Source organism: Nocardiopsis coralli (assembly GCF_014892575.1).
In the GTDB taxonomy this organism is placed as follows: Bacteria; Actinomycetota; Actinomycetes; order Streptosporangiales; family Streptosporangiaceae; genus Nocardiopsis; species Nocardiopsis coralli.
Window position 1 is genome coordinate 87147 of sequence record NZ_JADBGI010000011.1, and the last position, 15740, is coordinate 102886.

Here is a 15740-nt window from a genome sequence, read left to right on the forward strand (position 1 = left end):
ATGACAGCAGCCCCGCAGGAGGAGGAACGGGGGACCGATCCCGAGGGGGAACGGTCCGACCCGCCCTCCGGCGTGCCCGGAGACGACGGGCGCGACGGGGGCTCGGGGCTGACCCGGGCCTACCTGTTCGCCCAACGCGCCGCCCGCGCCCTGGTCAAGGGCGTGCAGAGCCGGTGGCGGCGTTCGCTGCACCTGAGGGTCATCTCCACGACCCTGGTGCTGTCCCTCCTGGTCATGGCGGGGCTCGGCTACGTCATGCTGTCGCAGGTGCGCGGCGGGTTGCTGGATGCCAAGATCGACACCGCGGTCAACGACCACCGGGCCGGCCTCAACTACGCCCTGGCAGAGCTGCAGGAGAACGAGGTCGGCGACCGCGACCGCCTGCTCTACAACATCACCGACGAGCTCACCGGCCGCAGCGGTGACACCGGGCTCTACGGTGTCGTCATCATGCCCTCGGTCGGCGACGAGACCGGCTGGGCGACCGGCGACGAGGACACCGTCCAGCAGCAGAGCGTCCCGCAGCGGCTCATCGACCAGGTCCGCCAGTCGGGGTCGGAGCAGCAGTACCACACCTACACGCGCATCGACATGGACGGCTCCTACGAGCCCGCCCTGGTCGTCGGCGCGGAGCTCACCCACGCCTACGAGCTCTACTACCTCTTCCCGCTCCAGCACGAGCAGGAGATCCTCGACCTGGTGCAGGGCACCGTCGCGCTCGTGGGGATCCTGCTGGTCATACTGCTCGGCCTCATCGCGTTCGTGGTCACCCGCCTGGTGGTGAGACCGGTGCGGTCGGCGGCGCAGTCGGCCGAACGCCTGGCCTCCGGGGAGCTCTCCGAACGCATGGCCGTGCACGGGGAGGACGACCTCGCCCGGCTCGCGGTCTCCTTCAACGACATGGCGGGCAACCTCCAGGAGAAGATCCAGGAGCTGGAGGAGCTCTCCAAGGTCCAACGCCAGTTCGTCTCCGACGTCTCGCACGAGCTGCGCACCCCGCTCACCACGATCCGGATGGCCGGCGACCTGCTCTTCGACGAACGCGAGGAGCTCGACACCTCCCAGCGCCGCTCCGTGGAACTGCTCAAGGGCCAGGTGGAACGCTTCGAGGAGCTCCTCGGCGACCTGCTCGAGATCAGCCGCCACGACGCCGGCGCCGCCACCCTGGGCGTGGAGCCCAGCGACATCCGCGACTCGGTCATGAAGGCCGTCGGCGACGCCGAGCAGATCGCCGAGAAGCGCGGCATCAAGATCGTGCTGCGTCTGCCCGCGGAGCCGTGCGTGGCCGAGTTCGACACCCGCCGCATCAACCGCATCCTGCGCAACCTCGTGGTCAACGCGGTCGAGCACAGCGAGGACCGGGACGTGGTGGTCAGCGCCGCAGGCGACCGCGACGCCGTCGCCGTGGCCGTGCGCGACTACGGTGTCGGCCTCAAGGAGGGGGAGGAGCACCTGTGCTTCGACCGCTTCTGGCGGGCCGACTACTCGCGTGTGCGCACCACCGGCGGCACCGGACTCGGGCTGTCCATAGCCAAGGAGGACGCCACCCTGCACGGCGGTTGGCTCCAGGCCTGGGGCCTGCCCGGCCAGGGTTCGCAGTTCCGGCTCTCCCTGCCCCGCTCGTCCGGGGCCGAACTGCGCGGTTCGCCGCTGCCCCTGGTCCCGCCCGAGATCGCGCTGGGCCACAACTTCACGCCGGTCCCCGACGACGGAGAGGACGACGGATGAGACCCTCCCTCGGCCGCCGGACCCGCTCCGCACTGACCGCGGCCGCCGCCTGTGTCCTGCTGGCCTCCTGCGCCAGCGTGCCCACCACCGGACCCGTCGTGCCCGGTGACGGCGGCGACGTCGTCACCGACCCCTACGGCGGTTACGTGCGCCTGCTCCCGGCCGGCCCGCAGCCCGGGGTCACACCCGAGGGCCTGGTCAACGGCTTCCTGAAGGACATGGGCAGCTTCGAGGAGGACCACAAGGCCGCCCGCAGCTACATGCTCCCCGACCTCGAGGAGTCCTGGTCGCCCGACGGGACGGTGCAGGTCTTCCGCGACCTCGACACCATCGACCTCGACCCCGAGATCAGCTCCGACGGCCTGACCGCCACGGTGAGCCTGCGCAGCGCCCTGGTGGCCACCATCGACGAGAGCGGCAAGTACGTCCCCAACGACGACCAGGGCCTCTACGAGGTCACGTTCCAGCTGGCCCGGGAGAACGGCGACCCCGACGGCGAGTGGCGCATCCACGACATGCCCGACGAGCTGATCCTCAGCGAGCTCGACGTCGAACGCACCCACCGCCCGCTCAACCTCTACTACTTCAACCCGGAGGGCACCGCCCTGGTGCCCGACCCCGTCTACCTCCCGGTCAGCAACAACGAGCTCGCCGAACGCCTCCTCGACAAGCTCATGGACGGCCCCAGCGACTGGCTGGACCCGGCGGTGCGCTCGGCCTTCCCCGCCAACGCCGAGACCGAGCTCGAGGTCGACAACGAGAGCGCGGTCGTCGAGGTCGAGACCGGCGGCGACCCCGACACCGTGGAGATGGGCGCCCAGGTCGCCTGGACCCTGCGGCAGATCCCCGACATCCAGGAGTTCACCCTCACCGTCGACGGCACCGAGGTGAACTTCCCCGGCACCGAGGGCGACAGCGAGGACCGCCCGCGCCCCGGCGACGACTTCTGGGCGGGGGTGAGCCCGAGCGCGACCACCTCGGGCAGCCGCGCCTACTACTCCCACGACGGCCAGCTCTGGTCGGCCGGCGACTGGGAGAACGACAACTTCGACGACGTGGAACGTGTGGCCGGGCCCCTGGGCGCCGGTGACGTGCCCATCGAGAGCTTCGCGGTCTCCATGGACGAGAGCACCGTCGCCGGCATCACCCTCGGCGGCGACGAGGTCGTCACCAGCTTCACCAGCCCGGGCGCCGAGTACGAGACGGTCCTGGACGACGGCGTCTTCACGGAGGTCTCCTGGGACGTCAACGGCCACCTGTGGGTCGTCGAGGAGACCGAACCGCCCGAGACCAGGGACGACGAGGACGACGGCGCCGCCGAGCGCGCCCAGGAGGACCAGCCCAGCATCGACGGCGAGGACCTGCCCCCGGAACCGGGCGACTCCGCCCTGTGGCTGCTGCGCGGCGGCGACGAGGTCGTGCGCGTGGACGTCCCCGAACTCCGGGACCGCTCGCTGGTCGATTTCCAGATCTCCCGGGACGGCACCCGGGCCGCGGCGATCACCGAGGTCGACGGGGAACGCTCGCTCGAGATGGGGCGCGTGGTCTCCGACGGCGACCAGGTCTCGGTCGGCGGGTTCATCCCCATGGCCGAGGAGCTCGAGGACGTCATCGACCTGTCGTGGCGCTCCGGCGACCAGCTCGTCATCCTGGGGTCCCGCGACGGGGGGTCGAGCCAGGCCTTCCTGGTCCCGGTGGACGGCGGGTCCCCGCCCGCGAGCACCGGTTCCCCGGTCGCGGGCATGGTGGCGATCTCCGGTGCGCCCGGTCAGCCGCTCATCGCCGGCACCGACGACGGCGGAATCTGGGTCTCCAACGACCGCCTGAACTGGCAGAACGCGGTCGAGGGCGCGGAGCCGACCTTCCCGGGCTGACCTCCGCGGCGCCGTGGCCGTCCACAGGTCGGAAATCCGGTGGTGCGTTCCGGGCCCGGCGCGGTGATCCTCGAACCATGGATCTCCGCCGTGTGTTCCGCGCCCTGTTCGGTGTCGCCGCCGCCCTGTTCGAACTCCTCCTGCCGCACCGCTGCGCCGGGTGCTCCGGGCCGGACGGCCCCCTGTGCACGTGGTGCCGCGACCGGCTCGACCGCCGTCCCCGGCGCTGCGTCCCGCGTCCGCGCTGCCCCCAGGTGTGGGCGGCCGGACCGCACGACGGCCACGACCGCCGGGTGCTGCTCGCGCACAAGGAGGAGGGCGACGACGCGCTCCGCGCCCCGCTGGGCGAACGCCTCGCTCGGGTGTACACGGCCACGGGGTGGTCCGGCCCGCACACCGTGCTCGTTCCCGTGCCCCCGCGCGGGCGCCTGCCGGGGGAGGGGCCGGTGGCCGGGTTGGCCGAGGCCGCCCTCGCCGCGGCCGGGGGAGCGCGGGCCGGCCGCACGGCCCCGCTGTTGAGGTACCGCCTCCCCGCCCCGAGGCAGGTCGGTCTCGGACGCAGGGAACGCCTGCGCAACCGGGTCGGGGTGTTCGAGGCCGTGCCCTCCGCGGTGCGGGTCCGCGGTTCGCCGGTGGTGGTGGTCGACGACGTGGTCACGACCGGGGCGACGCTCGCCGAGGCGACACGGGTCCTGAGCGGCGCGGGCCTGCGTGTGGTCGGTGCGGTCGTGCTCAACGAGAGCCGCCGGAGGGAGATTCGGACCGTCCCACACGAAGGTTTTACGCGAGGTCCTCCGAGAGCGGAAAGTCCTTGTCCGTAGGGGTTCACGGGGGATTCCCGGGGTTCGGCCGGGCCACCAGTACCTGACAACCTCCGCCGGACGGGTTACCGTCCAGGTATGGCACCCGTCCGGGTCCGTGGTTGCGCCGGAGAGACAGCTCGCGGGAACACCGTCGAGCAGTTCCGGCAAGCCGAGGCCAGGCGCAGGCGAAACGGCCCACGTAAGGCGACTTTTTGTCGACCGATCACGGTGCGCCTTAGAGGTAAGTCCTGCCCCGCGGAGGGTCCCGATGTCCCTCACGGCAGGGAGAAGGGCAGTAGTCGCGTACAAGAGCGGCGACCCCCTCAGCAGGCGGATGTGGGGACGAAGACCAGGTCGGCCGGGCGGGTGGCATACCGACCCGTGGGGGCCGCCGGAAACGGCGGCCTCCGCTGCCCCTCCTGGGCCCTCCCACACACCTCTTCGCCCGGCACACCCCGTACCGTCCGGGTGCCCGGCCTGCAGTCGAGACACCACACGTCCCTCTCCGAGCCGCGCAAGTCACCGGCAAACACCGACGTGAGGCGCGTGATGACCCCGCCCGGCGTGGGTATACGCACTCTCAACCGAGCCGTGATACGGCCGGACTCGACCGGGACAGCAACGGAAGGGGGCCAGCGCGCGACACCCTTTCCGTCCTGAGGCGGAAGGGTTGCAGAGCCAGCCTGGCCGTCAAGGACGGCCACGCGATGAAGGGGGTCCTATGGACATCATCGTCAAGGGTCGACGCACCGGCGTGAGCGACAAGTTCCGGCAGCACGTCGAGACCAAGCTCGACAAGCTCTCCAAGTGGGAGAAGAAGGGCATGAGCGTCGACGTGGAGGTGTCCACGGAGCGCAACCCCAAGCTCGCGGACGTGCGCGAGCGGGTTGAGCTGACCATCCACTCCGACGGGCCCGTGATCCGAAGCGAAGCGGCGGCCGCAGACCGCCACGGCGCTCTGGACCTCGCGGTCGACAAGGTCGAGGCGCGCCTGCGCAAGTCGGCCGACCGCCGCAAGGTGCACCGCGGCAACCACACTCCCGTCTCGGTGGCCGCAGCCACCGCCGATCTCCCCGGGGACCTGCCCGGGCCCCTCACGGAACAGAGCGCCTCGCCCCCGGCGCAGCGAGCGGGCGACGACATCGACGGCACGGCGGTCGACGGCCGCTTCTCCGACGAGTTCGTCGAGCTCGACACCCAGGGTGAGGCTCCCGTCGTCGTACGGGAGAAGTTCCACCGGGCCAAGCCGATGAGCATCGACCAGGCGTTGATGGAGATGGAACTCATCGGGCACGACTTCTACCTCTTCCACGACGAGGTGAAGGACGCCCCGAGCGTGGTCTACCGCCGTAAGGGCTTCAATTACGGGGTCCTCCGACTGGTCGACTAGAAGTCGCCGCCCTCCCGAACACAGCCGACACGAGAGAGGGGCCGGCGCCGGGTTCTCCCCGGTGCCGGCCCCTCTCCGCGGCCCCGCCGTCAGTCGGCGGCCGTGCCCGCCTTGCGGGCCTTCTTCCGTTCCTTGCGGGCCATCGACCTGATGCGGTGCAGGGGTGTCTGGTGCGGTTCCTCGGACTCGTCACGCGGCGAGTCCAGAACGACGTCCGTGAGGATGTCGCAGACGAACGCGATGATCAGCGCGAGCACCATGAGGGCCGCACCTGCCACCAGCGGGACGAGCGCCCAGCCCATGGCCACGGAGATCCCGCCCAGGGTGAAACCCACGCAGGCGAGCGCCACCACGACCCAGGAACTGGCCCTGCCCCGGTGCCGGTTGGTCGGGGCCCAGGCGCCGCCCTGGCGCTGGAACCCGCGGATCCGGCCGAAACCCTCGTGGTCACCGGGGTGATGGTGTTCCCAGCGCCGCGCGTGGTGTTCGTCGGCCACCGGGTCCTCGACCCTGCCCCAGTCGCCGCCGATGGCGGGATCGGTTCCCTGGTGCGGCACGGACGGGCGTTCGGTCGCCGCGCCTCCGGCCTCGTGCCGCCCTCTCGACTGTGCGTCCATGGGTCCCCCTCTTCCGACGGAACACATCGTGTCCCCCTTGTACCCACTGACGTGCAGGAATGCCCCGAAGCCCCGCAGAAGGGGAGGGGAACATCCGGCCCCGTTCCGCACGTTGTGCCCGAGTGACCGTCAATGCCCGCCCGGCCCGGTACTCGAGCCCGGCGGAGCAACGGCAGGGGTCCTCTAGGATGGGTGACCCAGGCCCCAAACCCCCGGCTGTATGCCGCGGCCAGCGGTCAGCGGGGCCCAGGTACACGCTCCACGGACGTGGGGCCAACCGTGATGTGCGAGGAGCGCGAAGGAAGTGCCAGGGATACTCAGTAAGCTCCTGCGCGCGGGTGAGGGAAAGATCCTGCGCCGGCTGAACAAGCTGAAGGACCAGGTCAACTCGCTCGAGGACGAGTACGTCGACCTCAGTGACGAAGAACTGCGCGACCTCACGCAGGAGTACAAGGAACGCTACGAGGACGGCGAGACGCTGGACGATCTCCTCCCGGAGGCGTTCGCGACCGTCCGAGAGGCGGCCAAGCGCACCCTGGGCCAGCGCCACTTCGACGTCCAGATCCAGGGTGGTGCCGCTCTGCACCTCGGCAACATCGCCGAGATGAAGACCGGTGAGGGCAAGACCCTGACCGGGACCCTCGCGGTCTACCTGAACGCGCTCGCCGGCGAGGGCGTGCACGTCATCACCACCAACGACTACCTTGCCCGGCGTGACGCCCAGAACATGGGGCGCATCTACCAGTTCCTCGGGCTCGAGGTCGGCGTCGTCGGCCCGAACATGACGCAGGAACAGCGCAAGGCCGCCTACCAGGCCGACATCACCTACGGGACCAACAACGAGTTCGGTTTCGACTACCTGCGCGACAACATGGCCCTGTCGCTGGACAACTGCGTCCAGCGCGGCCACTTCTTCGCGCTGGTCGACGAGGTCGACTCCATCCTCATCGACGAGGCCCGTACCCCGCTGATCATCAGCGGCCCCTCGGAGCAGAACTCCCGCTGGTACGCCGAGTTCGCCAAGATCGCGCCCCGCCTCAAGCGGGACGAGGACTACGAGGTCGACGAGAAGAAGCGCACCGTCGGCATCACCGAGGACGGCGTCGCCAAGGTCGAGGACTGGCTGGGCATCGACAACCTCTACGAGGCCGTCAACACCCCGCTCATCAGCTTCCTCAACAACTCCCTCAAGGCCAAGGAGCTCTACCGCAAGGACAAGGAGTACATCGTCAAGGACGGTGAGGTCCTCATCGTCGACGAGTTCACCGGACGTGTGCTTGCGGGACGGCGCTACAACGAGGGCATGCACCAGGCCATCGAGGCCAAGGAACGCGTCAAGATCAAGGACGAGAACCAGACCCTCGCCAAGGTCACGCTGCAGAACTACTTCCGCCTCTACGACAAGCTGGCCGGCATGACCGGTACGGCCGAGACCGAGGCGGCGGAGTTCCACCAGACCTACGGCGTCGGCGTGGTTCCCATCCCCACCAACAAGCCGATGATCCGCGAGGACGTCAAGGACGTCGTCTACCAGAGCGAGGACGCCAAGTTCCAGGCCCTGGCCGAGGACATCGCCGACCGCCACGAGGCCGGCCAGCCGGTCCTGGTCGGTACGACCAGCGTCGAGAAGTCCGAGCTGCTCTCGCGCATGCTCAAGCGCGAGGGCGTCAAACACGAGGTCCTCAACGCGAAGAACCACGCGCGTGAGGCCTCGATCATCGCCCGCGCGGGCAAGCTCAGCGCGGTCACCGTCGCCACCAACATGGCCGGCCGCGGTACCGACATCATGCTCGGCGGCAACCCCGACTTCCTCGCCGACGAGGAACTCCAGGAGCGCGGGCTCAGCCCCCTGGAGACCCCGGAGGAGTACGAGGAGGCCTGGCCCGAGGCGCTGGAGAAGGCCACCAAGGCCTTCGAGGAGGAGCACGAGCAGGTCGTCGAGGCCGGCGGACTGTACGTGCTCGGCACCGAGCGCCACGAGTCCCGCCGTATCGACAACCAGCTCCGCGGCCGCTCCGGCCGTCAGGGCGACCCCGGTCTGTCGCGCTTCTACCTGTCCCTGCAGGACGACCTGCTGCGCCTGTTCAACAGCTCGCGCCTCGAGGTCTTCATGGAGCGGCTGAACATCCCCGAGGACCAGCCCATCGAGTCCGGCATGGTCAGCAAGGCGATCGCCTCCGCGCAGGGCCAGGTCGAGACCCAGAACTTCGAGACGCGCAAGAACGTCCTGAAGTACGACGAGGTCCTCAACCGCCAGCGCAAGGTCATCTACGCCGAGCGCCGCAAGGTCCTGGAGGGCCAGGACCTGCGGGACCAGATGATGGAGATGCTCGAGGAAGTCCTGCGGGGTTACGTCTCCGAGGAGACCGCCGAGGGTGACCCGGCCGACTGGGACCTCGACAAGCTCTGGCGCGCGTTCAAGCAGGTCTACCCGATCAGCTTCACCGTCGACCAGTTCATCGACGAGAACGGCGGGCTGGAGAACATCACCGGCCGCCTCATCGCCGACCAGGTCGTCGAGGACTCCCACACCGCCTACGAGGCCCGCGAGGCCGAGCTGGGCGAGGAGGCCATGCGCGAGGTCGAGCGCCGCGTGATCCTGCAGGTCATGGACCGCAAGTGGCGCGAGCACCTCTACGAGATGGACTACCTCCAGGAGGGCATCGGCCTGCGTGCGATGGCCCAGCGCAACCCGCTCATCGAGTTCCAGCGCGAAGGCTTCGACATGTTCCAGCAGATGCTGGAGGCCATCAAGGAGGAGTCCGTCGGCTTCGTCTTCAACGTCGAGGTCCAGGTCCGCAAGAAGGAGGAGCCGGCCCTGACCACGGCCGCCGCGGCCCAGACCGCCGGTGCCGTCGGTGGCGCCACCGGTGCGACCGCCGTGGCGACCGCGGTGGAGGACGACGAGGAGGCCGCGAAGGCCGATGCGCCCTCCACCGAGGCGGACGAGGCCGAGGACGTCTTCGTCCCGGGCTTCGGCGAGGACCGGCCCGACCGGCTCCAGTACTCCGCGCCGAGCGAGGACGGCTCCGTGGAGCGCCACAGCGAGTCGACCGACGAGTACGCGGGCACGGCACGCAACTCGCCCTGCCCGTGCGGCTCCGGCAAGAAGTTCAAGAAGTGCCACGGTGACCCCGCGGCCCGGTAGGTCGCCCGGTCACTGACACTGCGCGACGTGGGCGCGGTCCCTTCTCCAGGGGGCCGCGCCCACGCGTGTGCGCGGGGCTGGTCAGTCCTTGGCCGCGCTCTCCTCGGCTTCGTCCTCGCGGCCCGGTGTGGGCAGGTTGAACTTGCGGATGAGCAGGGAGAACACCCCGAAGTAGAGGAAGAAGTAGACCACGCCCATCAACAGGATCCACCCCAACCCCGTCGTGTTGTCCTTGGTCGCGTTGAGCAGCATGTCGATGAGCCCCGCGGAGAACCCGAAGCCCAGGTGGGCGTCGAGCGCGTTGAGGATCGCCAGGGACAGCCCGGTCAGCACGATGTGCACGGCGTACAGCAGCGGCGCCACGAAGATGAACGCGAACTCCACCGGCTCGGTGATGCCCGTGGCGAAGGCGGTCAGGGCGGCCGGGATCATGATCGACCCGATCCGTGCGCGCTGGGCGGGGTGGGCGGCCCACCACATCGCCAGGGCGGCACCGGGCAGCCCGAACATGAGCACGGGGAAGAACCCGGACAGGAACCCGCCGGCCTCGGGGTCCCCGGCCAGGTACCGGGTGATCTCCCCGCGCACGACGCCGTCCTCGCCGTCGTAGGTGCCCGCGACGAACCAGACGTAGGAGTTGACCACGTGGTGCAGCCCCATGGGCAGCAGGATGCGGTTGACGACCCCGTAGAGGCCCGCACCGAGCGCCCCGGCGCCCACGATCGCCTCGCCCAGGTTCTGGATCCACATCCCGACCACGGCCCACACCAGGCCCAGGACCACACCGATGACCAGCCCTGCCGCGGCCGACACGATCGGTACGAACCGGCGCCCGCCGAAGAAACCGAGCCAGGTGGGGAGCTTGATGCGGTGATAGCGCTGCCACAGCACCGCTGCGACCAGGCCGATGACGATGCCGCCGAGCACGTCCGTCGGGTTCTTGACGGCGTGGTCCACGACCGGTTCGACCGCGCTCACCGCTGACGGGTCGGTGAGGGGTTCCCGTGTCTGTGGATCGGTCTCCAACGGATACGTGGCCACCTGGGAGCCCAGGTCGCCCTCGGGCCCCTCGAAGGTGAACATCGTCCAGGCCGAGACCCGGTCGAAGACGAGGTAACCCACCACCGCGGCCAACGCCGTGGACCCGTCGGCGCGTTTGGCCCACCCGATGGCCACACCCACCGCGAAGAGCAGGGGCAGGGCCTCGAAGACGGCGTCGCCCGCGGTGCCCACGGCCCCGGCGACCGGTTCCATCCATCCCATGCCGCGGAGACCGGCCAGGCCTTCCGCGCCGAGGAGGTCGTCCTGGCCCAGGCGCAGGAGGATGGCGGCCGCGGGAAGCACCGCGATGGGAAGCATGAGACTGCGGCCGAGCCGTTGGAGCAGGGCCAGAACCGTGGACGAGCGTTTGGCCCGAGCGGGTTCGGCGGAGGGCTCTTGGGCGGAGGGCTGGTTCACGAGGGGTACCTCCCGTCGTCCCGCGCCCCCGGGCGAGGCGCGGCGGTCAGTCTCCGTGCCGGCGCGGATCCAGTCGGGAGTGCAGTTGGTAACGGTCGGCACGGTAGGTGGACAGTGCGAGCTCCACGCACTGCCCCTTGGTGAAGCTGCGCCGCTGCATCACCAGTACCGGGTTCCCGGCGGGCAGGCCCAGGAGGCGGGAGTCGGCCGAGTCGCAGATCCCGGCCTCGATGGTCTGTTCCCCCGCATCCAACAGGATGTCGAACTCGTTTTCCAGGACCTCGTAGAGCGACCGTTCGGCCAGGTCGAAGCTCTCCAGCCCCGGGACGAGCTCCGCCGGGATGTTGGAGCGCTCCACCGCCATGGGTTCGTCGTCTGCGGTGCGCATGCGTTCGATGTGGTGCACGAGGGTGCCGGGGGCGATGTCGAGCATGCGCGCGGTGTGCCCGCTGGCGGGGATGACCTGCCGGATCAGCTCGCGTGCGCCGGGTTCGTAGCCGCGGGCGCGCATGTCCTCGCTGTAGGAGGCCAGCTCCAGCGACATGGCGATCTTGGGGCGGGCGATGAAGGTGCCCTTGCCCGGGACCCGGTACAGCCGCCCCTCCGAGACCAGCAGGTCGGTGGTCTGCCGCACGGTCATGCGCGAGAGGCCGTGGGTGGCGCTGAGCTCGCGCTCGGAGGGCACCAGGTCGTCCACCCCCAGGCCGTCGGCGGCGATGCCGTCCAGGATCAGGTCGCGGAGCTGGACGTACTTGGGCTGGGGGTTGGTGGGGTCGATCGGCATCGGTGCGGTCGGCCTTCCGGACGTGGGTGCGGCCCTGGGAGAGGGCGGTCCCGACTGGTATGGTCCGGACTAGACCATAGCTCCTCAGGCCTGTCAATCCGTCCGCCCTCAGGCGGTTCGCACGGGAAGGGTTGCCCATGACCAGCACCTCGAGCGTCATGCGTTCGGAGATCTCACAGCAGCCCGACGCCCTGCGGCGCACCTTCGCCGAGCTCCTGCCACTGCGCCCGGAGCTCGAGGCCCTCGCCCGCGAGACCAAGCAGGTGCTCTTCATCGCGCGCGGTTCCTCCGACAACGCGGCGGTCTACGGCGGATACCTGATGCAGGCCCACACCGGGCGCCTGGCCACCCTCGGTTCGCCCTCCATCGCCACCACCTACGGCGCGCGCCTGGACCTGTCCGGTGTGCTCGCGGTGGCCATCTCCCAGTCCGGGCGGACCGAGGAGATCGTCGAGACCATGCGCTGGGCCGCCGACTGCGGGGCCCGCACCGTCGGCATCACCAACGGGGCCGGTTCACCCCTGGCCACCGAGTCCGACGCGGCCCTGGTCACGCAGGCCGGCGACGAGGTCGCGGTACCCGCCACGAAGACCTACACCACCCAGTTGGCCGCGCTCGCGGTGCTCGCCCTCGGCCTGGGCGCGGACCTGGACCCCGCCGACCTCGACCGGGTCCCCGACGCGATCGAGGAGAGCCTGGCAGCTCCGACCGACGGCCTGGACGAGATCGTCGAGCGCATGGTCGCCGTGCAGGGCGCCGTGGTGTCCGGCCGAGGGATGGCCTTCTCCACGGCCCTGGAAGCCTCCCTCAAGCTCAAGGAGGCCTGCTACCTGCACGCCATGGGGCTCTCCTACGCCGACCTGCTGCACGGGCCCATGGCGGTCGTCGACCCCCGCACGCCCGCACTGCTGATGGCCGCGCCCTCCGGCCCCACACTCGGAGGCACCGTCGCGCTGGCCGAGCGTGTCCGCCAGGCCGGGGCCCCGGTCTTCGGGTTCGGCGGCGGCGCCGAGCTGGCCCGGGCGAGCGACGTGAACGTGCCCGTGCCCGACCTGCCCGAGTGGGTGTCCCCGCTCCAGCTCATCGTCCCCGCCCAGCTGCTGACCGAGCGCCTGGCCCGCCGCCTGGGCCTGGACCCCGATGTCCCCCGCGGCCTGAACAAGGTCACCCAGACCTCCTGACCCGGAGGTTCACGCGGTCGAGTCGATGAGGCGCCGATCGGCCTGTCGCCCTTCGGGTGACCCTGGTGTGTGGGGCCGCTCACCCCTAAGCTCTGGTCAGGCCCCTAGGACCGGGAGGGTCCCGGGACGGGCGAGCACGGAGGACACATGGCGGACAAGGCGGCGGCGATCGTGGCCGGCCTCGGCGGAGCGGGCAACATCGAGGACGTCGAGGCCTGCATCACCCGCCTGCGCACCGAGGTCGGCGACCCCGCGCTGGTCAAGGAGGACGACCTCAAGGCGGCCGGCGCGCACGGTGTGCTGACCTCCGGGTCGGTCGTGCAGGTGGTCGTCGGACCCGAGGCCGACACCCTCGCCGACGACATCCAGGACCTCCTGGAGTGACCGTGCGGACGGTCCTTTTGTGAAACAGGCCTTTGGTCACTTCCGGTCCGCCGAATCAGGATGAAGCGCCGTTTCACGGGAAGACCGTCCCCATGTCAGAAGCCACCGACGCCCTACGCGTGCTCTCTCCCGTGCCCGGCACCGCGCTGCCCCTCGACTCCGTCCCCGATCCCGCCTTCTCGGCGGGCATGGTCGGGCCGGGTGTGGCGATCCACCCCGAACCCGGGCAGGAGGGCGGACAGGACCGGCAGCAGGACGCGGTCTCCCCCCTCACCGGCACGCTGATCAAGCTCCACCCCCACGCGTTCGTGGTCCTGGCCCCCGACCGCACCCGAGGCGTCCTCGTCCACCTGGGCATCGACACCGTCAAGTTGGCGGGGGACGGCTTCACCCTCCTCGCCGAGCAGGGGCAGCGGGTCGAGGCCGGAACCCCGATCGTGCGGTGGTGCCCCGGGAGCGTGGCCGCGGCCGGCAAGCCCTCCGTCGTCCCCGTGGTCGCGCTCGACGCCTCGGCCGAGGCCCTCACCGAGGTCGCGCACGGTGCCGTCGAGCACGGCGACCCCCTCTTCGTGTGGGGGTGAGGGGCAACACGTACTGAACGAGACCCCAGTCACAAGGGGTACCGGGTATTCTCCGGCGTCGAATCCCAGTTCGTTGCCGGAGATGATCCCTGCCCATGAGTCCGACCTTTCCGCACAAACTGATCGCGGCCTGCACGGCGTTCCTGCTCGCCCTCACCGCGTGCACGAACGAGGAGGTGGGTTCCTCGCAGGAGGACACCGAAGACCAGACCTCCGGCTCCGAACCCTTCGAGCCGGTCCAGGCCCCCGAGATCCTCGCCGACATGAGCCTGGACGAGAAGATCGGCCAGCTCATGGTGCTGACCGCCCAGGGCACCTCGGCCGAGGACAACGCGCAGATGATCGAGACCTACAACCCCGGCGGGATCATCTACTTCGACTCCAACCTGAACGAGGTCGCGCAGATCGCGCAGATGTCGGCCGGGGTCCAGGAGACCGCCGCCGGCACCGGCCAGGGTGTGCCGCTGTTCATCGGCATCGACCAGGAACAGGGCATGGTCTCACGCCTGCCCGTGGGCACCCGCTTCCCCGACGCCATGGCGGTCGGCGCGGGCGGTGACACCGAGCTCGCGGCCCTGCGCGCCTCGACCACCGCGGACGAGCTCGCGGCGCTGGGCATGAACATGAACTACTCACCGGACGCCGACGTCAACACCGACCCGAACAACCCGGTCATCGGCATCCGCTCGTTCGGTTCCGACCCGGACCTGGTCTCGCAGATGGTGCTGGCCGAGTCCGAGGCCTACGCCGAACGCGGCGTGGTCCCCGTGCCCAAGCACTTCCCCGGCCACGGCGACACCGACGTGGACAGCCACTCCGGCCTGCCCGTCATCGACCTCCCGCGCGACCAGTGGGAGAAGGAGCACCTGCCGCCCTTCGAGGCCGCCGTCGACGCCGGGGTGGACACGATCATGACCGGGCACGTGCTCATGCCCCAGCTCGAGGGCGAGGACGCCACCGACCCGGCCACGCTCTCGCCGAACATCATCGACGGCATCCTGCGCGAGGAGCTCGGCTTCGACGGCGTGGTCACCACCGACGCCCTCAACATGGAGGGTGTGCGCCAGGAGCACTCCGACTCCGAGATCGCCGTGCGTGTGATCGAGGCCGGCGTCGACCAGCTCCTCATGCCCGGCGACCCGCAGGCCGCCTTCGACGGGGTCCGTGACGCCGTGGACGAGGGCCGCCTGACCGAGGAGCGCATCGACGAGTCCGTCCTGCGCATCCTCACGCTCAAGGAGAAGCACGGGGTCCTGGACGCCGAGCCCGCCGACCCCGACGCCGCGGCCGAGACCGTGGGCAGCTCCGAGAACGCCGAGGCCGCCCAGCGCGTGGCCGACGCGTCCGTGACCATGCTGCGCAACGAGGGCGGTGTCCTGCCCCTTTCCGAGGGCCAGAGCGTCAGCGTCAGCGGTGTGGGCTCCGACGAGATCAGTGAGGCCCTCACCGACCTCGGCGTGACGGTCACCGACGATGACCCGGACGTGGCAGTGGTCGGCACCAACGGCGCCCGCGGCGACGCCGAACAGCAGCAGATGGTGGAGTCGGCCGGTGCCGACGGCACGCCCGTCGTGGCCGTGGCCCAGGGCGTTCCCTACGACCTCGAGGCCTTCCCCGAGGTCGACGGCTACCTCGCCGTCTACTCCTCGGTGGGTGTGTCCCGCGTGGCTGCAGCCAAGGCCATCGCCGGTGAGATCGAGGCCGGAGGCACCCTCCCGGTGTCCATCCCCGGCGCGGACATCGAGTTCGGGGCCGGTCTCTGACCCTGGTTGAAGCGGGCGGGGAACGGGAA

General features: G+C 70.3%; 12 protein-coding genes. 9 read left to right on the plus strand and 3 right to left on the minus strand.

Going from position 1 to position 15740, the window contains the following annotated elements; translation table 11 throughout:
* The 4 genes from mtrB to hpf all read left to right on the plus strand — a co-directional run bounded on the left by mtrB (position 1) and on the right by hpf (position 5795).
* A complete protein-coding gene (gene mtrB / locus IDM40_RS14175) occupies positions 1-1728 on the plus strand; it encodes an MtrAB system histidine kinase MtrB (protein WP_193122463.1) in 1728 nt (575 codons plus the stop codon).
* Positions 1725-3602: an LpqB family beta-propeller domain-containing protein gene (locus tag IDM40_RS14180; protein ID WP_193122464.1), complete on the plus strand. Its 1878-nt coding sequence runs from the start codon at positions 1725-1727 to the stop codon at positions 3600-3602. Before mtrB ends, IDM40_RS14180 begins: the two co-directional genes overlap by 4 nt.
* A gap of 77 nt (positions 3603-3679) precedes the next feature.
* Positions 3680-4423 (plus strand): ComF family protein, encoded by a 744-nt coding sequence (locus tag IDM40_RS14185; protein WP_193122465.1) that lies wholly within the window; start codon positions 3680-3682, stop codon positions 4421-4423.
* Positions 4424-5126: 703 nt separating this feature from the next.
* On the plus strand, positions 5127-5795 hold the full coding sequence (gene hpf, locus IDM40_RS14190) for a ribosome hibernation-promoting factor, HPF/YfiA family (protein ID WP_193122466.1): 669 nt from the start codon (positions 5127-5129) through the stop codon (positions 5793-5795).
* Positions 5796-5884: 89 nt separating this feature from the next.
* Here the strand turns inward: hpf and IDM40_RS14195 are convergent, their stop codons facing one another.
* The gene (locus IDM40_RS14195) at positions 5885-6412 is read right to left on the minus strand and encodes a hypothetical protein (RefSeq protein WP_193122467.1); all 528 of its coding nucleotides are present in this window, start codon (positions 6410-6412) and stop codon (positions 5885-5887) included.
* A 304-nt stretch (positions 6413-6716) separates the two neighbouring features.
* Here IDM40_RS14195 and secA point away from each other — a divergent pair, with 304 nt between their 5' ends.
* Positions 6717-9560, plus strand: a complete 2844-nt coding sequence (gene secA, locus IDM40_RS14200) for a preprotein translocase subunit SecA (protein WP_193122468.1) — start codon at positions 6717-6719, stop codon at positions 9558-9560.
* An 81-nt stretch (positions 9561-9641) separates the two neighbouring features.
* Here the strand turns inward: secA and IDM40_RS14205 are convergent, their stop codons facing one another.
* A complete protein-coding gene (locus IDM40_RS14205) occupies positions 9642-11018 on the minus strand; it encodes a PTS transporter subunit EIIC (RefSeq protein WP_193122469.1) in 1377 nt (458 codons plus the stop codon).
* A gap of 46 nt (positions 11019-11064) precedes the next feature.
* Positions 11065-11802, minus strand: coding sequence for a GntR family transcriptional regulator (locus tag IDM40_RS14210; protein WP_193122470.1), 738 nt, complete (start codon positions 11800-11802; stop codon positions 11065-11067).
* 137 nt (positions 11803-11939) lie between these two features.
* Between IDM40_RS14210 and IDM40_RS14215 the strand changes: the two genes are divergently transcribed.
* The 4 genes from IDM40_RS14215 (at position 11940) to IDM40_RS14230 (ending at position 15711) form a co-directional block, all read left to right on the plus strand.
* Positions 11940-12983 carry an SIS domain-containing protein gene (locus IDM40_RS14215; RefSeq protein ID WP_193122471.1) on the plus strand — a complete coding sequence of 348 codons (1044 nt, stop codon included), beginning with the start codon at positions 11940-11942 and terminating at the stop codon, positions 12981-12983.
* A gap of 147 nt (positions 12984-13130) precedes the next feature.
* Complete coding sequence (locus IDM40_RS14220; RefSeq protein WP_193122472.1) at positions 13131-13367, plus strand: glucose PTS transporter subunit EIIB; 237 nt, start codon at positions 13131-13133, stop codon at positions 13365-13367.
* A gap of 92 nt (positions 13368-13459) precedes the next feature.
* The gene (locus tag IDM40_RS14225) at positions 13460-13948 is read left to right on the plus strand and encodes a PTS sugar transporter subunit IIA (protein WP_193122473.1); all 489 of its coding nucleotides are present in this window, start codon (positions 13460-13462) and stop codon (positions 13946-13948) included.
* A gap of 95 nt (positions 13949-14043) precedes the next feature.
* A complete protein-coding gene (locus tag IDM40_RS14230) occupies positions 14044-15711 on the plus strand; it encodes a glycoside hydrolase family 3 protein (protein WP_193122474.1) in 1668 nt (555 codons plus the stop codon).
* Positions 15712-15740: the final 29 nt, after the last annotated feature.

Bases quoted from the DNA above. Each gene is read 5' to 3' on its own strand.
- mtrB (WP_193122463.1), top strand. From the start codon at position 1: ATGACAGCAGCCCCGCAGGAGGAGGAACGGGGGACCGATCCCGAGGGG.
- IDM40_RS14180 (WP_193122464.1), top strand. From the start codon at position 1,725: ATGAGACCCTCCCTCGGCCGCCGGACCCGCTCCGCACTGACCGCGGCC.
- IDM40_RS14185 (WP_193122465.1), top strand. From the start codon at position 3,680: ATGGATCTCCGCCGTGTGTTCCGCGCCCTGTTCGGTGTCGCCGCCGCC.
- hpf (WP_193122466.1), top strand. From the start codon at position 5,127: ATGGACATCATCGTCAAGGGTCGACGCACCGGCGTGAGCGACAAGTTC.
- IDM40_RS14195 (WP_193122467.1), bottom strand. From the start codon at position 6,412: ATGGACGCACAGTCGAGAGGGCGGCACGAGGCCGGAGGCGCGGCGACC.
- IDM40_RS14210 (WP_193122470.1), bottom strand. From the start codon at position 11,802: ATGCCGATCGACCCCACCAACCCCCAGCCCAAGTACGTCCAGCTCCGC.
- IDM40_RS14215 (WP_193122471.1), top strand. From the start codon at position 11,940: ATGACCAGCACCTCGAGCGTCATGCGTTCGGAGATCTCACAGCAGCCC.
- IDM40_RS14220 (WP_193122472.1), top strand. From the start codon at position 13,131: ATGGCGGACAAGGCGGCGGCGATCGTGGCCGGCCTCGGCGGAGCGGGC.
- IDM40_RS14225 (WP_193122473.1), top strand. From the start codon at position 13,460: ATGTCAGAAGCCACCGACGCCCTACGCGTGCTCTCTCCCGTGCCCGGC.
- IDM40_RS14230 (WP_193122474.1), top strand. From the start codon at position 14,044: ATGAGTCCGACCTTTCCGCACAAACTGATCGCGGCCTGCACGGCGTTC.